Source organism: Halalkalibacter kiskunsagensis (genome assembly GCF_037027555.1).
In the GTDB taxonomy this organism is placed as follows: Bacteria; Bacillota; Bacilli; order Bacillales; family Bacillaceae_D; genus Halalkalibacter; species Halalkalibacter kiskunsagensis.
The window spans coordinates 1-20,944 of sequence record NZ_JAXBLX010000006.1; the positions used below are offsets into that span (position 1 = coordinate 1).

At 42.1% G+C, this 20,944-nt stretch carries 19 protein-coding genes; 17 read left to right on the top strand and 2 right to left on the bottom strand.

The window, feature by feature from the left end:
- Positions 1 to 305 precede the first annotated feature (305 nt).
- From SLH51_RS04680 to SLH51_RS04690, 3 genes are all read left to right on the top strand, one after another.
- On the top strand, positions 306 to 1,604 hold the full coding sequence (locus SLH51_RS04680) for an HD domain-containing protein (RefSeq protein ID WP_335959496.1): 1,299 nt from the start codon (positions 306 to 308) through the stop codon (positions 1,602 to 1,604).
- A gap of 19 nt (positions 1,605 to 1,623) precedes the next feature.
- A complete protein-coding gene (locus SLH51_RS04685) occupies positions 1,624 to 2,124 on the top strand; it encodes a YwgA family protein (protein ID WP_335959497.1) in 501 nt (166 codons plus the stop codon).
- Between the two features lie 285 nt (positions 2,125 to 2,409).
- Entirely contained in the window at positions 2,410 to 2,934 is a 525-nt protein-coding gene (locus SLH51_RS04690) for a YwhD family protein (RefSeq protein ID WP_335959498.1), read from the top strand.
- Positions 2,935 to 3,417: 483 nt separating this feature from the next.
- Here SLH51_RS04690 and SLH51_RS04695 read toward each other — a convergent pair whose 3' ends face one another.
- Positions 3,418 to 5,487, bottom strand: coding sequence for a transglycosylase domain-containing protein (locus SLH51_RS04695; protein ID WP_335959500.1), 2,070 nt, complete (start codon positions 5,485 to 5,487; stop codon positions 3,418 to 3,420).
- A 229-nt stretch (positions 5,488 to 5,716) separates the two neighbouring features.
- Between SLH51_RS04695 and speE the strand changes: the two genes are divergently transcribed.
- The 8 genes from speE (at position 5,717) to SLH51_RS04735 (ending at position 11,753) form a co-directional block, all read left to right on the top strand.
- Positions 5,717 to 6,544: a spermidine synthase gene (speE, locus tag SLH51_RS04700; protein ID WP_335959502.1), complete on the top strand. Its 828-nt coding sequence runs from the start codon at positions 5,717 to 5,719 to the stop codon at positions 6,542 to 6,544.
- 167 nt (positions 6,545 to 6,711) lie between these two features.
- Complete coding sequence (locus SLH51_RS04705) at positions 6,712 to 7,155, top strand: YwiB family protein (RefSeq protein ID WP_335959503.1); 444 nt, start codon at positions 6,712 to 6,714, stop codon at positions 7,153 to 7,155.
- Positions 7,152 to 8,822 (top strand): arginine--tRNA ligase, encoded by a 1,671-nt coding sequence (gene argS, locus SLH51_RS04710; RefSeq protein WP_335959505.1) that lies wholly within the window; start codon positions 7,152 to 7,154, stop codon positions 8,820 to 8,822. Before SLH51_RS04705 ends, argS begins: the two co-directional genes overlap by 4 nt.
- A gap of 187 nt (positions 8,823 to 9,009) precedes the next feature.
- Positions 9,010 to 9,513, top strand: a complete 504-nt coding sequence (locus SLH51_RS04715) for a DUF456 domain-containing protein (protein WP_335959506.1) — start codon at positions 9,010 to 9,012, stop codon at positions 9,511 to 9,513.
- A gap of 126 nt (positions 9,514 to 9,639) precedes the next feature.
- Positions 9,640 to 9,810 carry a XapX domain-containing protein gene (locus SLH51_RS04720; RefSeq protein WP_335959508.1) on the top strand — a complete coding sequence of 57 codons (171 nt, stop codon included), beginning with the start codon at positions 9,640 to 9,642 and terminating at the stop codon, positions 9,808 to 9,810.
- Between the two features lie 46 nt (positions 9,811 to 9,856).
- Complete coding sequence (locus tag SLH51_RS04725; RefSeq protein ID WP_335959510.1) at positions 9,857 to 10,633, top strand: alpha/beta fold hydrolase; 777 nt, start codon at positions 9,857 to 9,859, stop codon at positions 10,631 to 10,633.
- Between the two features lie 342 nt (positions 10,634 to 10,975).
- On the top strand, positions 10,976 to 11,410 hold the full coding sequence (locus tag SLH51_RS04730; RefSeq protein ID WP_335959511.1) for a VOC family protein: 435 nt from the start codon (positions 10,976 to 10,978) through the stop codon (positions 11,408 to 11,410).
- Positions 11,411 to 11,462: 52 nt separating this feature from the next.
- Positions 11,463 to 11,753 carry an RNA polymerase alpha subunit C-terminal domain-containing protein gene (locus tag SLH51_RS04735; protein ID WP_335959512.1) on the top strand — a complete coding sequence of 97 codons (291 nt, stop codon included), beginning with the start codon at positions 11,463 to 11,465 and terminating at the stop codon, positions 11,751 to 11,753.
- 210 nt (positions 11,754 to 11,963) lie between these two features.
- Here SLH51_RS04735 and cls read toward each other — a convergent pair whose 3' ends face one another.
- Positions 11,964 to 13,160 (bottom strand): cardiolipin synthase, encoded by a 1,197-nt coding sequence (gene cls, locus SLH51_RS04740; protein ID WP_335959513.1) that lies wholly within the window; start codon positions 13,158 to 13,160, stop codon positions 11,964 to 11,966.
- Between the two features lie 184 nt (positions 13,161 to 13,344).
- On the opposite strand from cls, the gene SLH51_RS04745 reads away from it, so the two are divergent.
- The 6 genes from SLH51_RS04745 to SLH51_RS04770 all read left to right on the top strand — a co-directional run bounded on the left by SLH51_RS04745 (position 13,345) and on the right by SLH51_RS04770 (position 20,924).
- On the top strand, positions 13,345 to 15,447 hold the full coding sequence (locus SLH51_RS04745) for a (Fe-S)-binding protein (RefSeq protein ID WP_335959515.1): 2,103 nt from the start codon (positions 13,345 to 13,347) through the stop codon (positions 15,445 to 15,447).
- A 235-nt stretch (positions 15,448 to 15,682) separates the two neighbouring features.
- Positions 15,683 to 16,858 (top strand): acetyl-CoA C-acetyltransferase, encoded by a 1,176-nt coding sequence (locus SLH51_RS04750; protein ID WP_335959517.1) that lies wholly within the window; start codon positions 15,683 to 15,685, stop codon positions 16,856 to 16,858.
- Positions 16,859 to 16,893: 35 nt separating this feature from the next.
- Positions 16,894 to 17,742 carry a 3-hydroxybutyryl-CoA dehydrogenase gene (locus SLH51_RS04755; protein WP_335959519.1) on the top strand — a complete coding sequence of 283 codons (849 nt, stop codon included), beginning with the start codon at positions 16,894 to 16,896 and terminating at the stop codon, positions 17,740 to 17,742.
- A 73-nt stretch (positions 17,743 to 17,815) separates the two neighbouring features.
- Positions 17,816 to 18,955, top strand: coding sequence for an acyl-CoA dehydrogenase (locus SLH51_RS04760; RefSeq protein WP_335959520.1), 1,140 nt, complete (start codon positions 17,816 to 17,818; stop codon positions 18,953 to 18,955).
- A gap of 23 nt (positions 18,956 to 18,978) precedes the next feature.
- Positions 18,979 to 20,121, top strand: coding sequence for an acyl-CoA dehydrogenase (locus SLH51_RS04765; protein ID WP_335959522.1), 1,143 nt, complete (start codon positions 18,979 to 18,981; stop codon positions 20,119 to 20,121).
- Between the two features lie 245 nt (positions 20,122 to 20,366).
- Entirely contained in the window at positions 20,367 to 20,924 is a 558-nt protein-coding gene (locus tag SLH51_RS04770) for a TetR/AcrR family transcriptional regulator (RefSeq protein ID WP_335959715.1), read from the top strand.
- Positions 20,925 to 20,944: the final 20 nt, after the last annotated feature.

A 20,944-nucleotide genomic window follows, 5' to 3' on the forward strand; every position in this document is an offset into this window, starting at 1 on the left:
GGCGAGTGAAGCCGTTGCAATAAATGATCGTCCTATTGAAGCCGAAGGTCGCCCTTCACCTTTTGGAAATAACTCAAAGCAACGAGCGGAGCCGCCGCTTTGTTTTAAGCCTTTTAGGAGTGCTCTTCTCCTAACAGGCGCGCGGCGAGTGAAGCCGTTGCAATAAATGATCGTCCTATTGAAGCCGAAGGTCGCCCTTCACCTTTTGGAAATAACTCAATCTCATTAGATTTCTCCCTAGAGGCGACAACGGTTTTTCGATCCTTTATAATAAAGGTACTAATAGGGAAACGAGAGGAACGGATATGACAAAACCATATTACGGTCAATTAGAAGAAGAGAAAGTGTTTAAAGATCCTGTACATCGTTACATTCATGTGCGTGATGAGTTGATTTGGGCGTTAATTGGTACGAAAGAGTTCCAAAGATTACGCCGCGTACGCCAGCTAGGAACAACGTATGTGACGTTTCATGGTGCGGAACACACACGTTTTAATCATTCGTTAGGTGTGTATGAAATTACAAAACGAATTCTCGATGTGTTTGAAGGTCGTCCGCATTGGAATGAAGGGGACAGACTTTTAGCGCTTTCGGCTGCGCTTTTGCATGATGTTGGTCATGGGCCTTTTTCTCATTCGTTCGAAAAGGTATTTGACACTGATCACGAAGAGTGGACAAGACAAATTATTTTAGGTGAGACACAAGTAAACGAAGTCCTTTCAAACGTCGGACCTGACTTTCCGCAAGCGGTAGCGGATGTCATTGAAAAGACATATTCCAATAAATTGGTGACGAGTATTATTTCGAGTCAAATTGATGCTGATCGCATGGATTATTTGCAGCGCGATGCGTACTATACGGGCGTTAGTTATGGGCATTTTGATATGGAGCGGATTTTGCGTGTGATGCGCCCGATGGAAGATCAAGTCGTCATTAAGCAAAGCGGGATGCATGCGGTAGAAGATTATATTATGAGTCGTTATCAAATGTATTGGCAAGTGTATTTTCACCCGGTGACACGTAGTGCGGAAGTCATTTTAAGTAAAATTTTCATGCGTGCCAAAGAACTTTATGAACAAGGATATGTGTTTAAACATAAGCCAAATCACTTTTATTCCTTTTTTGATGGAAAAGGGAGCTTGAACGATTATTTACGACTAGATGAGGCGATAACTCTTTATTATTTTCAAATTTGGCAAGAAGAAGAGGATCGCATTTTGCGAGATCTTTGTGTAAGATTCGTTAATAGAAAATTATTTAAGTATGTCGAGTTTAATCCGAATTTACGCATGAATGATTGGCCAGTCCTGCAAGATTTGTTCCGCCAAGCCGATTTGAATCCAGACTATTATTTAGTAGTTGATTCATCATCTGATCTTCCGTATGACTTTTACCGACCTGGAGAAGAAGAGGAACGCTTGCCAATTCATTTGGTTATGCCAAATGGGAAAATACGCGAATTGTCGCGGGAATCCGATGTCGTTGAAGCGATATCTGGAAAGAAACGAACTGATCACAAACTCTACTTTCCGCTTGATTACTTAGAAGACGAGCGTGAACATAAAGACGTGAAAAAGAAGATTCGAGAATTGCTAAACGTGTAGGATAAAGGGGGAACAAGCATTGCTGAAGGATCATGCGAATGTGATGGCACTTTTTTTGCAAGCGGGTGAGGTTGTCGGTCGGAAGAAGCTGCAAAAGATTATTTACATTGCGAAAAAAATGGACGTGCCGTTTTCAGAGCGTTTTAAATTTCATATGTTTGGGCCATATTCAGAAGAGTTAAGCTTGCGAATGGAAGAATTATGCAACCTTGGATTTGTCGATGAGCACAAAGAGGATAAGGGCAACTATTATCAATATCGTTATGCTCTTTCAAAAGAAGGTCAAAAATTTCTAGATTTGTATCAGTTTGATTTGCCAGAGATTAGCGAGCTGGTCGAGCGGTTAAATGGACAAAGCTCTCGTTTTCTTGAATTGGTCTCTACGCTCTTGTATTTTGAAGAACTTACTCGTGAGGAAGTCAAAGAGAAGGTTTTTACGTTAAAAAAGAAGTCCAATTATACCGAAGATGACATCGAGCAAGCTTATACGTTTCTTGAATCACTTCGAACGCTAAACTAGTAATGGATAAGCTTACTCGTACGATTGAAGAGTGAGCTTATTTTGTTAGGGCAGAAATAAGAGGGATATTGTCGAAAAGTCGATATCGTTACGACATAGCAGCTATAATGAAAAAGGAAATGACAAATTAGAGAAGCACCAGATGAAAATTTCAAAATAGCAGATGCACGTGCAGTTTTCACAACAGCCGAGTCCAATTTGTTGAAGAACTTTCTTTGGGCTAGCATTTTAGGGGTAGTTTTGTGTAGAATTTGAACAAAGGATAGAATAGAAAGGGTGTTTCAAATGGATTTACTAAATAATGATAACCTCAAAAAGAAAAAGACGGGTTTTAACATTTTAAGCAACGACTCAACCGATGGCCATGGTGGCTACGGTGCCGGAGTAATGAATTTAGATAATGTCTCACCTGTATTTGTAGACCCAGCAGAAGGGGAAGCCTTTGTTGATATGGGGGCCCTGCATGCGCGGTCTGCCGTTGAGAAGCGAATTAAGTTTTTGAAAAATAAAGAAGAGGTACCTAATGGAAAGCTGTATTGGCTTGTTTGGGTAACGATTAATTATAAGGATGGAAAGCCTTATTATGCAGGAGTAGCGGGTTGTGAGATGACCGTCGATATCGAGATCCGCCGCGGCTACAAAAGCTTACCAGAGCATGTAAACAAAATGGATAAATCTCTAAAAGGTCATATTCTTGTTGATGATATGGATGATAAATCAAAGAAAATTTTAGCGGAGTTCTTAAAAACACATAATGAACAAATGTGGGAAAACTCAGAAAAAGCATTACACGAGGCATTAGAGAAGTAGATAAAATAAAGGCCACTGAAAGAGGTCGCTTTTTACCTTTTTCAGTGGCCTTGAACTGTACTTTTTTTGAACGATTTAAAACTGAGTGCCATTGTTCGTCCGATCTGTTGATTTTGTATTTGTAAACCCCTAAAATTAAATAACTATGAACGATTTTTGAACACTGAGTGCGACTCTTGAGCTTTTCGACAAGAGCGAGTAAACTAAAGAGAAGTATAAAAGCACATTTATACTAGGACACGAAAAAGCGTGAGGGGAAAATGCCCCTTGCGCTTTTTCTTATGTACAAATGGTTTCTCATTCGCATTGTTAAGGTAGAAGATGGCAAAGGGAAAACAATCATGTTAACAAAAAAGTGACTTAGTTCAAGTAAGGCAATTACAAGTTGTGTGTGAACATGAAGAACAGGAAAAGCCGAAACGGTAAGTCGTTTCGGCTTCCTCTATGTTATGTGAGTACCTTCAGTTGACAGTGAGAAGAGATTTAGTGACCAAACCACTTGAAAAAGCGATCTATAAATCGTTCTTTCTCATGTGAATCTTCATCAATGGCTTCGACTTCCTCCCCATTTGCAGCAGGTTTCGGGCATTCCTGTGTTGGCTCTGTCCCTTCAACGAAATAGGTGACTCGGTGTGTAGGGCAGTCTTCGGTTGCAAGCAAGCCATTTGCCGGGTTCATTTTTACTTCAACGATCCCCTCAGGTTTTGGAAAATCAAGAGCAGGCTGATCCTTTAATGCATGCTCCGTAAAGTTTGCCCAAATATTTTTCGCGTGCTGCCCTTCGGTTGCATGATTTAGTTTCAACTCGCTATCATAGCCAACCCAGACACTTGTAACAAGCTGTGGCGTATAGCCAACCATCCAACTGTCCCAGTCAGTGGAGCCCGATTTGCCGGCCACAGGGCGGTTAATAAGGTGGGCAACAGAACGTCCAGTTACTGATGTATGTGCATTTAAGTATGGATCAAACATTCCTTTCATTAAATCAGTCGTAATATAGGCTAATTTAGGATCGAGTACTTGCAGGAGTTCTGGCTCTGATTCGTAAAGAACGTCTCCATCCGCATCAACAACTTTTCGAATAAAGCGAGGTTCGACTTTCTTTCCTCCATTGGCAAACGCACTATACGCTCTAGCTAGTTCAGCAATTCCAACATTAGAAGTTCCTAGAGCAAGCGAAGGTCTTGTCCCTAACGGACTTTCAACGCCAACTCGCTGCGCTAATTCCCCGGCTTTGTCTGTTCCGAGGTATAAATGCGTTTTTACAGCGTATATGTTATCCGAGAAAGCCATTGCTTGCAAAAGAGTAATAAAATCATTAGCATAATTGTCATTAAAGTTACTAGGCGTCCAGCGATCCCGTCCATCATCAACTTGAAAGGTTGTTGGCTCACTTAACAAGGTTGACGCCGGTGTATAGCCATTTTCAAGTGCGGCATAGTAAAGGAATGGCTTAAAGGAGGAACCTGGTTGTCTTCTCGATTGAATGGCGCGATTAAAAGGGCTCTCGACATAATCTTTGCCGCCAACGAGTGCTTTTACATCCCCGGTACGCGGGTCCATGGCGACAAGTGCTGTTTGTAGATTCGTATCAGGCATTTCTCTTTCAACCCAATATTCTGCTTCTTTTTGCATCTTTGGGTCAAGCGTTGTATATACTTTTAACCCGCCTGCTTCAAATAAGGCTGGATCAATTCCAACGTCCTCAGCGAGGATGCGTTCAACGGCATCTTGAAAGTAAGGGCCAACCGTTGATGGACTCTCGAGTTCATCGTAGACAAAGTCTAACGGCTCTGCGTGCGCTTCATCAGCTTCCACTTGGTTAAGAACACCATTTGTCACCATTGATTGCAGGACAACGGCTTGGCGTTGTTTTGCCCGTTCTAAATCGAATAAAGGAGAATAATAGCTAGGTCCTTTAGGAATACCAGAGAGCATACTTGCTTCTGCGAGTGTTAAGTTATTTGCAGATTTTCCGAAATAATGCCTCGCAGCTGCTTCAATTCCATATGCACCATGACCGTAGTAGACCGTGTTTAAATATCCTTCTAAAATTTGGTCTTTGTCGTAGTTCATTTCTAAACGGAGTGCATAAAGGAGTTCATTCCATTTTCGTTTCCACGTTTTGTCATGACTAAGATAAAGGTTTCGTGCATATTGCTGTGTGAGCGTACTCGCCCCTTGAGCCATCGAACCTGCGCGAAGGTTTGCAACAACGGCCCCTCCAATTCGATTGACATCAAAGCCTAGATGCCTGTAAAACCGTCTGTCTTCAATCGAGATCGTTGCATCAATGACATCGGAATCAATGGCTGACAAACTAACCCAATGGCGGTTTTCTCCTTGATGGTGCTGCCCAATCGGTGAGTTATCGACCCCGTAGAAAATAGTTGTTTGTGCCACATTTAAAGGCGGTGGTCCCTGCATTTTTGTATAGGATAACAGAGCGACAGCAGACCCGGCGGCTAATACAAGAGAAAGTAATAATAATCGAAAAAACAAACGGACTAAGCGCCGTCTCCGGCGAACTCGTCGGTTAATGACGACTTCCATAATGTCACCCCGTTCTTAGATTGATATTTTAGAACATGACAGCATTGATCTACTTCTATCAAGTTTCGGTAGAAAATGCTTTTTTTAAACATGGAAATTGGAGATGTTTGGATAAGTTTTTCTTGCTTTTTTTTTCCGTTGCTTTATACTTTCATTTGTTACGAGTAGAACGAGGAAAAGTAGAAGACCCTATACGGTAGAAATGTAGAATTATTATGAGGTGAACAAGATGGAATTATGGTATACAGAAAAACAAACCGAACGTTTTGGAATTACAGCAAAAATTAAGCAAACTCACCATACAGAACAAACTGATTTTCAAAAGCTTGATATGATCGAAACAGAAGAATTCGGCAACATGCTTGTATTAGACGGCATGGTTATGACAACAGAAAAGGATGAATTTGTGTATCATGAGATGGTTGCTCATGTGCCGTTATTTACCCATCCAAATCCGAAGAACGTTTTAGTTGTTGGAGGAGGCGATGGTGGGGTTATTCGTGAAATTTTAAAGCATCCATCTGTTGAAAAAGCGACTCTTGTTGAAATCGACGGCAAGGTCATCGAGTATTCGAAAAAGTATCTTCCGACGATTGCTGGAGCACTTGATGATCCGCGTGTGGATGTTCAAGTAGATGATGGCTTTATGCACATCGCCAAATCAGAAAATGAATATGACGTCATAATGGTTGACTCAACCGAACCCGTTGGACCTGCTGTGAAATTGTTTGAAAAAGGATTCTATGAAGGAATCAAAAAAGCATTAAAAGAGGACGGGATTTTCGTTGCGCAAACGGACAACCCTTGGTTCCATAGTGAGTTAATTACAAAAGTGTTCAGTGATGTAAAAGAAATTTTCCCAATTACACGCCTGTACACAGCCAATATTCCAACTTATCCAAGTGGCCTATGGACGTTTACAATTGCGTCGAAAAAGCATGATCCTCTTGAAGTAGAAGAAAGTCGTTTTCATGACATTGAAACGAAGTATTACACGAAAGAACTTCACAAAGCAGCATTTGCCTTGCCAAAGTTCGTTGCTGATTTAGTAAAATAAGACCATGGACACCATGAAAAAGAGCAACCTAAATGGGTTGCTCTTTTTTGGGAGGCAAACCCTGATAGTATATTTTGCTGTAGTAAAGGGGGGACTACCCCCATTTCAATCTTGCAACTGGCAAGTAAACTCGCTAAACTTGAACAATAGAAAGGTGTGCGAGCGGCATGAATAAGACGACAAAACGATTAGTGAAAATGCGTTTTCAAACGAAAATTGACCATGGCGATCATAGCGAATCGTATGAGTTTACAACTCGAGGACAATTATTTCATAAAGGAACTCAAGATTATTTGCGGTTTGAAGAGTCGTTATCTGAGACCGAAAGTGTACAGACAACGATGAAGTGGGATGGGCGTGAATTAATGCTTATTCGCCAAGGAACGATTTTGATGCGACAAGGATTTGAAGTAGGAAAGAAAACGATTGGTCGTTATGTCACGCCAGAAGCGTCTTGGGAAACGACGGCTACGACAGACAAATTGCTTGTCCAATGGCCATTAGGGAAAAGTCGCGGTCGTATTCAAATAACGTATCAATTTTCCCTGCAAGGTCAGGATACTGGAACACACCAAGTACGGTTAACATTAGAGGAGGATACATCCAAATGAACAGTGTAGAACAAATGAAACAGCAATTAAAAGATGAAATTGTTGCAGCTGTAATAGAAGCAGGACTCGCAAGTGCAGAAGAGATTCCAGAAGTAATTCTTGAAACACCGAAAGAAAAAGCACATGGCGACTATGCAACGAATATGGCGATGCAGCTAGCACGAGTAGCCAAAAAAGCACCTCGATTCATTGCTGATGAATTAGTAAGTAAATTAAATCATGAGCGTGCGTCGATTGAAAAAGTAGAAATTGCAGGACCAGGATTTATAAATTTTTTCATGGATAATAGCTATTTACGTGACGTTGTTCCAGCTGTTTTGCAAGCAGGAGATACATATGGACAAACAAATGTCGGTGGTGGCAAACGAATCCAAGTCGAGTTTGTTTCAGCCAACCCAACTGGCACGCTTCACCTTGGACATGCCCGTGGAGCTGCAGTTGGTGACGCGTTGTGTAACGTGCTCGTTAAAGCAGGCTATGATGTTGAACGCGAATATTATATTAATGATGCTGGAAATCAGATTAATAACTTAGTTTTTTCATTGGAAGCACGCTATTTCCAAGCGCTTGGTCTTGATAAACCAATGCCTGAAGACGGCTATCATGGTCAGGACATTATTGGCTTTGGACAAGCATTAGCTGATGAACACGGTGACAAATATGTTCATGTAACAGAAAAAGAGCGTCATGATTTCTTACGTCAATATGGCCTAGAAAAAGAACTAGAGAAAATCAAATTTGACTTAAAAGAATACCGCGTTGAATTCGATAACTGGTTTTCAGAGACTTCTCTATATGAAACGGAAAAAGTTACAGAAACACTGAATTTGTTAAACGAAAAAGGTGAGACGTACGAGGAAGACGGAGCAACATGGTTCCGCTCAACTACTTACGGAGATGACAAGGATCGTGTCTTAATCAAAAATGACGGAAGCTACACGTATTTAACTCCTGATATTGCGTATCATCAAGATAAGATGAACCGTGGCTTTGAGAAACTGATTAACATTTGGGGAGCCGATCACCACGGCTACATCCCGCGTATGAAAGCTGCAATCCAAGCGCTTGGTTATGCACCAGAGCAGCTTGATGTCGAAATTATTCAAATGGTTAGCTTGTTCCAAGGCGGCGAAAAAGTGAAGATGAGCAAGCGGACAGGAAAAGCGGTCACGTTACGTGACTTAATGGAAGAAGTCGGAATTGACGCGACTCGTTATTTCTTTGCAATGCGCAGCGCCGATACACAACTTGATTTCGATATGGATTTAGCCGTTTCTAAATCAAATGAAAACCCGGTGTATTACGTCCAATATGCCCATGCCCGCGTCTGCAGCATGCTTCGCCAAGGAACAGAGCAAGGACTTACATTTGATGAGTCAACGGATCTGTCTGTCTTAGCATCAGAAAAAGCATATGAACTGTTAAAAGCAATTGGTGATTTTCCAGCGGCCGTCGCCGAAGCGGCAGAGAAGCAAATCCCACACCGCATTACAAATTATGTTCATGACCTAGCTTCAACGCTGCACAGTTTCTACAATGCAGAACGCGTCATTGATCCAGAACAAAAAGCAGCCTCAAGTGCACGTCTTGCTTTAATGAAGGCTACGCAAGTAACGATTAAAAACGCGCTAGCATTGGTTGGCGTTGAAGCACCTGAGAAAATGTAGGGAACTTTATAGCGAAACGCTTGGATTTGCAGAGATCCAAGCGTTTTCGCTTCCTGATATGCGGCGCGAAATCGCTGATAACCTGGATTTTTTGCAAATAAAACCCGTTCGCTGTTATATTTTCGGTTTCGCTGATGTATTGAAGGGAAGGAATCGCGAATAAACGTAGGTTGAAGGAGAGGCTGCTATGACGATTGTCATTTGGATTGTAATTCTCGCTTTATTTGTGTTAAGTTTTGTCGGATTGATATTCCCAATTATTCCTTCTGTTCTCGTGTTATGGGGAGGATTTCTTCTTTATGTGTTTTTAATCAAGAGTGGTGTGCTGTCCATTTGGTTTTGGATTGGAGCAGCGCTTTTAACCGTGTTCATTTTATGTGCTGATTTGATTGCTAGTCAATACTTTGTGAAAAAATACGGAGGCTCCAAATGGGGCGAACGAATGGCAGCAGTCGGGGTCATTGTCGGCTCGTTTGTCTACCCGCCATTTGGGCTGATTCTCGTCCCATTTTTGCTTGTCTTTGCAACGGAATTAGTGAGCCGAAAAAATACGAGGCTCGCATTTAAAGTAGCGATAGCCTCTTTGGTCGCTTTCTTAAGCAGTACTTTTGCGAAAGGGATCATTCAACTTGTCCTGATTGTTTGGTTTTTTATAGAGGTTGTCTCAAAAGGTCGCTTTTTGACCTTTTGAGACAACCTCGAAGCCATTGCCGCTCTTCACCGCTTTAAAAATGCGTACAGAGATTATTTGGTAGCCGTCTAAATCGAATAAAGTAAGGCATTTCACACATAGTAAAGGTAGAAAGAAGGGATGATTATGCAAGAAATTCTTCTCGCCTTTATTGCAGGGCTTGTGGTTGGTTTTTTCTTTGCCCTTATTAAGCTACCGATTCCAGCGCCACCTGCACTTGCTGGGGTGATGGGGATCTTTGGAGTGTATACAGGCTATAAAGTTTATCAGTGGCTTCTTCCATTTATTCAAGCATAGAAGAAGCCTTTCCATTCACTCGTAAGCAAGAAAGGAGGCAGAGGACTTGCCCTACTTAAAATCAAATGACGCTCGGTTCTATTACGAAGTCCACGGGACCGGAACACCAATTCTTTTTTTTCACCCACCCGTTATGGGAATGGAAACATTTCAGTACCAACGGAAGCTAGCAAAGGAATATCAACTTATTTTTCTTGACTTAACTGATAGCGGTCGAAGTGCGAAACGAGCACAGCAAACATCGGTCAATGATTTTGCTAAGTTGGCTCATGCTCTTATTAAGAAATTAAACATAACTTCGGTTATCGTATGCGGTTATTCCAATGGAAGTTCGGCAGCTCAAGAATTTGCCCTACTGTATTCAGAAATAACAAAAGGCGTAATTCTTCTTAGTGGTTTTCCAGAAGTATCGTCCTATTTACTCGATAAAGAATTTAATCTCGGCATATGGGCTGCAAAAAAAGAACTTATCAACCTGTTTTCATTCGTCTTGCCAGGTGCTCATTTTCGCTCGAAAAAAGACAGGAAGAAAATGGAGTTCTTTATTAAACAAGGAGACGCAGCTACACTGCAAAAAATTTATGAACAAGGGAAGCAGTATGTTTCAACCGACCGACTCAAAGATATACAAGTCCCTGTTTTATTAATCTACGGCAAACAGGACACCGTTTCCCCTTGCTATACATTAATGTTTTATCCGGAAATAAAAGATTTAGACGTTGTGTTTGTTGAAGGAGTAGCGCACCAAGTGCCGACAAAAAAACCGGATCAATGCAACGCGATCATTGACAGTTGGATAAAGCGAAAAGTGAAAAAAGTCTGACTAACTGTACTAGGTGGTCAGACTTTTTTTAGCTGTTCCGCCAGCGTACGAAATTTTAGATTCAATCAAATATAAGAGGTAGTGTATGAACAAAGCAGGATAGCACTAAGGTGAAACTTTTATTCAGGAAACTCGTATGAAAAAGATAGCTCGTTAAAGTCGTATTATTTCTCGAGTACCAAGCAAGGCAGCCATCGTCTCTTGTGCTAAAGAGCTGAATCGTGTCATCACTATAATTTTTGGAAAGGGTTGTTACAATTGAATTTGGTACTTTTATTGATAAACTGGAGAGAATGGTGAGGGAAAGAATAGTTATTAACTAGTAAAGGGAGTGTGTTCATTATGGTTGGAGTAGAATTTGATATGGTTGTGAAAGAAAGCTTAAAAGCATTAGAAGTATACGAAACTATATTTGATATCGAACGAGTGGAGGTTTCAAACTTTCCTCGTGGTGAGAATGAGGTAGTTTTTACCCTATACAACGTTCACTTTCATTTATTAGATGAAAACCCAGAATTCCATTTGATCGCACCAACTCCTGACAACCCTAAAACTAGCTGGGTGAATGTTACTGTCCCAGACATTAAGGAGACCTATGCAAGGGCGATGGATTTAAGTTGTACAGAGGTGCAACCGGTGACTGAGATTCATGACTACGGAGTATCGAACGCCATTTTCATGGACCCATTTGGTTATATATGGATGCTGCATCAAGTATATAAAGAGGTAAGTCATGAAGAACGTATACAGCTTTGGGAGGAAAAAAAAGAGAAGTAACAATGGATGTATGATTAGAATCATACAGCAAAATTTGTTTGGAGGGATTATTTTGACAGTAGAAAAAAGCTTAAGGGTTTGTGAAAAGGGACATGAGTATTACAAAAGTAGTGAGTGTCCTAGTTGTCCTACCTGTGATAAAGAGAATAAGCCTAAAAGTGGCTTCCTTTCGAAACTCAGTTCACCTGCAAGAAATGCATTAGTTCACGAAGGGATTGACACTTTGAAAGAACTATCAAAGTTCACTGAAAAAGAAATTTTAAAAATTCATGGTATTGGACCAGCTTCCCTACCTATTATGAGAACTTTATTAGAAGAAGAAGGGTTATCATTTAAAGAATAAATAAACTACAATATGTGACGTACTTCACTTAACTAACGGAGAGTATTACTTTAACAACAGGAAAACGGGCTCTGCGTTGAACCTGCAATGGCTCCACGCGGCGTACGCCAGTTGAGAAGGGCACTCAACAGGCTAAAGGGCCAACGCCGGCTCCGCACATTGCTTCGAGTCAATCCAAAAAGGAGAAGGTCGCTCCTTTTTGGATTGACTCTACAGCAGGCCGGATACTAACTTAGCTACTTTTTCTTTTCCTTTTTGAGATAGAGGTCTGTTTTGATAAGCTTCTATTGTTAGACGTTCTGAAATAGAAATATCGTGCTCCAATTCGTTTAGAACGCGCTTGATAAAGTCTGTGTCGTAAATGAGACAGTTGATTTCATGATTAATGTGGAAGCTTCGTTGATCACAGTTGGCTGTGCCGATATCACATACTTGCTTGTCAATCACCATTGCTTTTGCATGAAAGAACCCTCTGTAATACTGATACACATTAATATCAACTTTTAAAAGTGACTCAAAATAAGGAAACGCCGCTTCTTTTACAAGTGGATGATCCCCTTTTTTCGGGATAATCAGTTTTACATCAACGCCTCGTTGCGATGCTGCAATTAATTCTTTTTGAATAGCTTTCCCGGGAATATAGTAAGGCGTTCCAATGATAATCGTTTCTTTTGCTTGTCTAATTAAAGCGATAAATGTCTCTTCCAAATAACTCCCATCGGTTGGGAGAATTCGTAACGGAGTCTCCCCTTTTTTTAAAGGTGGATAATGGGCTTCTTTCGTCATATACTTTTGCTTTGCTGTTTGCCAATCTTGTAAAAATTGTCCCTGTAGATCTTGAACACCGTCCCCATCAAGTCGTAGGTGGAAATCACGCCAAGGACCAAATTTAGGGTCTCTTCCTAAATATTCATCCCCAACATTGTACCCGCCAATGTATCCAACTCGTCCGTCCATAATTGCTAATTTGCGATGGTTTCGTCGGTTGAGTGTAAAAAAGAGGTACGGGAATGAGACTGGATGAGAATAAGCAAAGTTCACGCCAGCTTTTTTTAATTGCTTCAACTTCTTTTTCGGAATATGACTTCCTAATTTATCAACTAAAAGACGAACTGTAACTCCTTCTTTTGCTTTTCCTTCTAATATTTTTAACATTTTCCCACTAATGTGATCATCTTTTATGATGTAAAAGAGTAAGTGTACATGGTCGGTCGCTTGTTCAATATCAGCAAACAAACGTTTAAAAAACTCATCGCCTGTAGGGAGAAAGGTTACATCGCTGTACCTCGTTTCTTGCACGTGACGAGTGGCTTCATTTCGTTGCTGTCGCCTCCCTAAGACAAAATCAATTCGCAACCATGCAAAAATCGCAATTACGATGATAATGGTCATAACCCAGCCATTCATAGCATAACCTTCTTTCTACAAGTGTCATGTTTTTAGCATTTGCTTTTAATGTACAAATCATGAATCAAATAAAAATAAAAAGAATGAATGATCATTCATTCAAGTTATGCTATAATCATTTTATTAACTGACTGAGTGTATAGAATGAAAAAGAAAAGTGTTCAGATGAAAGGAGATTGCATTTATGGAAGCGTTAACATGGGTTAATTGGCTGCTGTTCTTACTTGTTACAGGCTATGCGGTTTACTTGTTTGTAACACTCATTAGAACGAGGTATGCCTATATTAAATTAGGCAAGAAAGCAGAATTTAATCATACGATGAAAGAGCGCTTAAACGAAGTGTGGACCAATGTCTTTGCCCAAAAGAAACTGATGAAAGATAAGAAAAGTGGAACGATTCATCTCATGTTCTTTTATGGTTTTTTGCTTGTTCAACTTGGGGCTATCGATTTAATTTGGAAAGGGTTAGCGACGGGGGCCCATTTGCCGCTTGGACCTGTGTACCCATTCTTCACTTTTTTCCAGGAAATTGTTGTACTCATGATTTTAGTCGCTGTCGTCTGGGCGTTTCACCGTCGTTATATTGAAAAGCTCGTTCGTTTAAAACGTGGCTTTAAGGCTGGGTTAGTTTTAATTTTTATCGGAGGATTGATGACGTCTAAGCTTTTAGCAAAAGGAATGGAAATCATTTGGCTTGATAAATCGCTTAGTGGATTTGAGCCTGTTGCATCTGGAATTGCCGCAGTATTTAACTTCGTGCCGCAAGCCTTTGCAGGAGGATTGTTCTTTGTTTTTTGGTGGATGCATTTATTGTTTTTGTTATCGTTTCTCGTTTATGTTCCGCAATCCAAGCATGCACATTTACTCGCTGGACCTGCAAATGTCTTTTTAGGACGTACACATAAGGTCGGTCAATTAGCATCGATTAATTTTGAAGATGAAGAGCAAGAAGTATTTGGTGTCAACAAAATCGAGGATTTTAATCAAAAGCAATTGCTTGATTTGTATGCCTGTGTCGAATGTGGACGCTGCACAAATATGTGTCCGGCAACGGGAACGGGAAAAATGCTTTCGCCGATGGATTTAATTGTGAAAATGCGTGACCATTTAACAGAAAAGGGCGCAGCTGTCACGTCAAGATCGGCGTGGCTTCCGGAGTTTGCTTTTTCAAATACGAAAGCAAATCAACTGGCGATACATGGAGCAAGCAAACAGGAAGTAGCTGCTGGCTATGATGTGAGTTTAATTGGCGATGTCATTACCGAAGAGGAAATCTGGGCTTGTACGACGTGCCGAAACTGTGAAGATCAATGTCCTGTTATGAACGAGCACGTCGATAAAATTATTGATTTGCGTCGCTATCTTGTTTTAACGGAAGGGAAAATGGATGCAGACGCAAAGCGTGCGATGACCAATATTGAACGCCAAGGCAACCCGTGGGGGATTAGCCGGAAAGAACGTGAGAACTGGCGCGAGGGGCGAGACGATATTTATGTTCCGACTGTTAAGGAAATGGAGAAAGCGGGGGTAGAATTTGAATTTCTCTTTTTTGCTGGTTCCATGGGCTCGTATGATAAGCGCAGCCAAAAAATCGCACAGTCATTTGCCAAAGTGATGAACGAGATAGGAGTTACGTTTGCGATCATCGGAAACAAGGAAAAGAACTCAGGAGATACGCCGCGCCGTCTTGGCAACGAATTTTTATTCCAAGAACTTGCAGCAGCGAACATTGAGCTGTTTCAAAAGCACAACATTAAAAAGATCGTGACGATTGATCCTCATGCGTATAACACGTTTAAAAATGAGTATCCTGAATTTGGTCTTAAAGATGTGGAAGTATACCATCATACTGAATTGTTAGCTCAGTTGATCAAAGACGGACGAATCAAACCAACCTATGAAGTGAACGAAAAAATTGTTTACCATGATTCCTGTTACCTTGGCCGCTACAATGAAGTGTATGAGCCCCCTCGCGAAATTTTACGAGCGATCCCAGGAATTGAAATCGTTGAAATGAAACGGAATCGCCAGGATGGCATGTGCTGCGGGGCAGGCGGAGGGATGATGTGGATGGAAGAAGATGCAGGTCAGCGCGTCAATGTTGCCCGAACGGAGCAAGCTCTCGAAGTGAAGCCGTCTGTGATCGGAAGCGGCTGTCCATATTGCCTAACGATGTTAAGTGACGGAACGAAAGCAAAAGAAGTCGAAGAAGAAGTGCAAACACTCGATTTAGTTGAAATTCTAGAAAAATCACTCGTCGGGCAGGAAAACGAAGTAGTACACTAGAATAAAAAAGAAAGGGCTTTCATATTGATATAGTAGAGCAATGGTCGGATCGCAAACAAAGGGATGTACGCGAGGCTACTGAAAAAGGAAAAAGCAACCTTTTTCAGTGCCTCTGCTTTTTCCCTTTTCGGTAGCTTCGCATACACTGCCTCTTTTCTACAAATCAGCTAGTTGTTTTATGAAAACTATAAAATGAGCGAGCGTTCGCTCAGTGAGAAAGCGGAGGGAGAAGTCGATGAGAACTGTCATTGTAAGTGGTGCGAGAACACCGTTTGCCAAATATGGGGGAGCATTACGTTCTTTACACGCTAGTGAGCTTGGAGGCTATGCAATAAAAGATGCATTAAAGCGGGCGAATATTCCAAATGAGCAAGTTGATGATGTGATTATGGGAAATGTGTTGCAAGCAGGTCAAGGGCAACTCCCGTCTCGTCAGGCCGCCTATCTTGCCGGGTTGCCCTGGACTGTCAAAACCGAGACGATTAATAAAGTATGTGCTTCTGGAATGAGAAGTGTTATGATGGCTGATCGAATGATCCGCTTGCAGGAATCAGGTGTGATTGTCGCTGGTGGGATGGAATCAATGAGCAACGCTCCATATTATCTTTCAAGTACAAGATGGGGGCAACGAATGGGCAATGGCGAGCTGATTGATGGCATGGTTCATGATGGCTTAACGTGCTCGTTCCGCGGTGTTCACATGGGCACGTATGGAAGTGATGTTGCCCGTGAACTAGGAATTTCAAGAGAAGAACAAGACCGCTGGGCCTATGAAAGCCATAAAAAAGCACTTGATGCGATCAAATCTAGCAAACTAGCGGAAGAAATCGTTGCGGTCAAGGTCGCGCAACGAAAAGGCGATGATCTTGTTGTTGACACCGATGAAGCCCCGCGAAAAAGTACAACGGTTGAACAACTATCAAAGTTAAAGCCAGTGTTCTCTCAAGATGGCACGATTACAGCAGGGAATGCACCAGGCATCAATGACGGAGCCGCTGCACTCGTTCTCATGTCTGAAGAAAAAGCAGGAAAAGCAGGACTCACGCCACTTGCAACGATTGTCGCTCATGCTTCAATGGCAACAAAGCCAGAAGATTTTCCGAAGACACCGGGCCTTGTCATTAATCAGCTTCTTGCACAAACAAAAAAACGCGCATGTGACATTGACCTGTTTGAAATTAATGAAGCATTTGCAGCCGTTGCCCTTGCCAGCAAGCAAATTGCTGGCCTTGATCCAAATAAAATCAATGTTAACGGTGGTGCGGTTGCTCTTGGTCATCCGATTGGGGCAAGTGGCACTCGCATTATTTTAACGCTTGCGCATGAATTAAAGCGGGTAGGCGGAGGTCTAGGGATTGCAGCTATTTGTAGTGGTGGTGGCCAGGGCGATGCGGTCTTGATTGAGGTGTAGGGACGATAGAAAACGCAATGGGGGAGGGATTTTTTATGAAAATAAAAAAAGTCATGGTGATTGGGGCAGGGCAAATGGGATCAGGCATTGCGCAAGTACACGCAATGGCTGGAATAGATGTCGTTCTTCATGATGTAAGCGAAGAAGCGGTCGAGCGAGGGTTCAAAACGATATTAAGAAATCTTTCGCGTCAGGTTGAAAAAGAACGGATAACGACAGTCGATAAAGCGATCATTGTCAATCGAATTGAACGTTCAGTTGATTTGCAAAAGGCAAAAGATGTCGACATGGTTATTGAAGCTGCGGTTGAAAACATCGAGGTAAAATCGTCTCTGTTTGCCAAGCTCGACACCATTGCCCCTGCCTCTGCCGTTTTAGCGACAAATACATCGTCACTTCCAATTACAGAAATTGCCGCAGCAACAACGAGGCCAGAGCAAGTTATTGGCATGCATTTTATGAATCCTGTACCTGTAATGAAACTTGTGGAGATTATTCGTGGTCTAGCCACAAGCGATGAGGTATATGAAACGGTTGAAGCATTGGCACGTAAGCTTAGCAAAACTCCAGTGGAAGTTAATGATTTTCCAGGCTTTGTCACAAACCGCATTTTAATGCCAATGATTAACGAGGCGATTTTTACCGTGTACGAAGGAGTGGCCACACCTGAAGCCGTTGATGAAGTGATGAAACTAGGAATGAACCACCCAATGGGTCCACTTACTTTAGCTGATTTCATTGGCCTCGATACATGCCTCTACATTATGGAAACGTTGCATAAAGGATTTGGCGATGATAAATACCGCCCATGCCCACTCCTTCGCAAATATGTCAAAGCAGGCTGGCTCGGCAAAAAAACAGGCCGCGGCTTTTATCAGTATTAAGTGGGGTCAGGTTCTGCTTTGGTTCGGTAGGAATTGCAGGGGGATCAGCCCCCACTACAGGGAGGTGCAAGTGATGAACTTGCGATTTACCAATGAGCAAATCATGATGCAAAAAATGGTGAGGGAGTTTGCGAAAGAGCAGATTACTCCTTTTATTCCGCAAATGGAGCAACATGAGACGTTTCCGCGTGAGATTATTAAAAAAATGAGTGAGCTTGGCTTGATGGGCATTCCGATTCCAGAGGTGTATGGCGGTGCAGAGATGGATTTCACCTCCTACATTATTGCAATTCATGAGCTATCAAAGGTCAGTGCAACCGTCGGGGTAATTTTATCCGTCCACACATCTGTTGGCACAAATCCGATTCTTTATTTTGGAACAGATAAACAAAAAGAGAAGTATGTGAACAAATTAGCGACTGGCACGTTTTTAGGAGCATTTGGTTTAACGGAACCTGGTGCCGGATCAGATGCCGCTGCTTTAAAAACAACTGCAAGTAAAGTCGGTGATCATTATAAACTAACAGGATCGAAAGTGTTTATAACAAACGGAGGAGAGGCAGATACGTATATTGTCTTTGCGTCGACAGCTCCTGGAACAGGTGCGAAAGGGATTTCTGCATTTATCGTTGAGAAGGATACACCCGGCTTTCAAATTGGAAAAAAAGAAAAGAAAATGGGCTTACATGGCTCAAATACAACCGAGCTTATTTTTGAAGACGCACTCGTGCCAAAGGAAAATCTCCTCGGCAAAGAAGGTGACGGTTTTAAAATTGCGATGGCGAACTTGGATTTTGGCAGAATTGGCATTGCTGCACAGGCGTTAGGCATTGCTGAGGCAGCCTTTGAAGCTGCTGTCGCATATGCAAAAGGAAGGAAACAGTTTGGCAAAGCGATCGGTACCCATCAAGGGGTTGCGTTTAAACTTGCAGACATGGCAACAAAAGTCGAGGCGGCGAAACTTTTAACGTACCGAGCTGCTAACTTAAAAGACAACGGGATGCGTTGTGGTCACGAAGCGTCGATGGCAAAGCTGTATGCATCGAAAATCGCTGTGGAGGTTGCAATAGAAGCGATTCAAGTATTTGGAGGGTATGGCTATACGACTGACTATCCGGTTGAGCGTTATTTCCGTGATGCGAAAGTGTGTGAGATTTATGAGGGAACAAGTGAAATTCAACGAATGGTCATTAGCAAACAGTTATTAGGTTAGAGCTGGCATAGGGGGGAGACACGATGAACTTTTTATTAACGGAAGAGCAAGAGATGATTCGAAAAATGGTGCGAGATTTTGCGATGAACGAAGTCGCACCAACAGCAGCCGAACGTGATGAAGAGGAACGCTTTGACCGCGTCATTTTTGACAAGATGGCCGGACTTGGCTTAACGGGCATTCCGTGGCCAGAAGAGTACGGTGGGATTGGTGCTGATTATATGAGCTATGTCATAGCTGTAGAAGAATTGTCACGCGTATGTGCCTCTACCGGAGTTACACTATCGGCGCACACCTCTCTTGCCGGTTGGCCGATTTATAAATTTGGGAGCGAAGCACAAAAGCAAACATATCTGCGTGCCTTGGCAGAAGGAACGAAAATCGGTGCGTATGGGTTAACCGAACCAGGATCAGGATCGGATGCTGCAGCAATGAAAACGTCCGCTGTGTTAGACGGGGACCATTACGTCTTAAATGGTGCGAAAATTTTTATTACAAATGGCGGAATCGCCGATATTTACGTCGTGTTTGCAGTCACAGACCCAAGTCTGCGTCATAAAGGGGTTACCGCGTTTATCGTAGATAGTGATACTCCAGGATTTTCTCTCGGCAAAAAGGAGCAAAAACTAGGAATTCGCTCATCTCCTACAACAGAGATTATCTTTGAGGATTGCCGTGTACCGAAAGAAAATCGACTAGGCGTAGAAGGAGAAGGGTTCAAAATTGCAATGATGACACTTGATGGAGGACGCAATGGCATTGCCGCACAAGCGGTTGGAATTGCTCAAGGAGCGTTGGATGCTGCGACGGGTTATGCGAAAGCACGCAAACAGTTTGGGAAAGCGATCGGTACAAAGCAAGGAATCGCCTTTAAATTAGCAGATATGGCAACGAAAATCGAAGCAAGCCGCTTGCTCACCTATCAAGCAGCCTGGAAGGAAAGCGAAGGACTTTCCTACGGGAAGGAATCAGCAATGTCAAAGCTCTTTGCTGGCGACACGGCAATGGAGGTCACAGTCGAAGCGGTTCAAGTATTCGGCGGCTATGGCTATACAAAGGAATACCCAGTCGAGCGCTATATGCGCGATGCGAAGATTACCCAAATTTATGAGGGCACGAATGAGATTCAGAGACTGGTCATTTCGAAGATGCTGTTGGCAGAGTGAGACCTGGAAAAGGGGGAGGAGTCGTCGGAAAACCGAGCAAGACCACCGGTGTCACCTCGGTCCCTCACCTGATTATGGCGACGTCATGATAAAGCTGACTGATTATTCTTATTTTCATGTGGTACATTTTCTCAAAGTCTAGTATGCTATAAGCAAAAGTTAGAGGAAGTAGGTTGGCAGAATTGAAGAAATCCGTTCCATCATTGGTCAAGGACCCGGAGTTAATTAAAAAGCGTCGCGAGCAAATGGTAAAGGGAGCTGTCCGCTTATTTATTGAAAAGGGTTTCCACCGTACAACGACGAGAGAAATTGCCAAGGAGTCGGGATTTAGCATCGGAACGCTCTATGAATATATTCGGTCGAAGGAAGATGTGCTGTACCTTGTTTGTGATGCGATTTATGAGGAAGTAAGAGATCGGCTTGCTTATCAATTAGATACGAATACTGAAGGAATTGCGAGACTGAAAAAGGCGATTTCTGCTTATTTTCAAGTCATTCATGATATGCAAGATGAAGTGCTTGTTATGTATCAAGAGGCGAAATCTCTTCCGAAAGAGGCTCTTTCATACGTGCTTCAAAAAGAAGTAGAAATGACAGAAATGATTGAGAACGTCATTCGGGATTGTTTAAAAGAAAATGTCATTCATATCGAGGAAAGTCAAATTCATTTAGTTGCTCATAATATTTTAGTTCAAGGCCATATGTGGACGTTTAGAAGATGGGCGATTCAGAAGCATTATAGTTTAGAAGAGTATACGAATTTACAAATCGAGCAGCTGCTTCAAGGAGTTCGTCATCCGTAGCAAGGAGGATGTCGAATTGT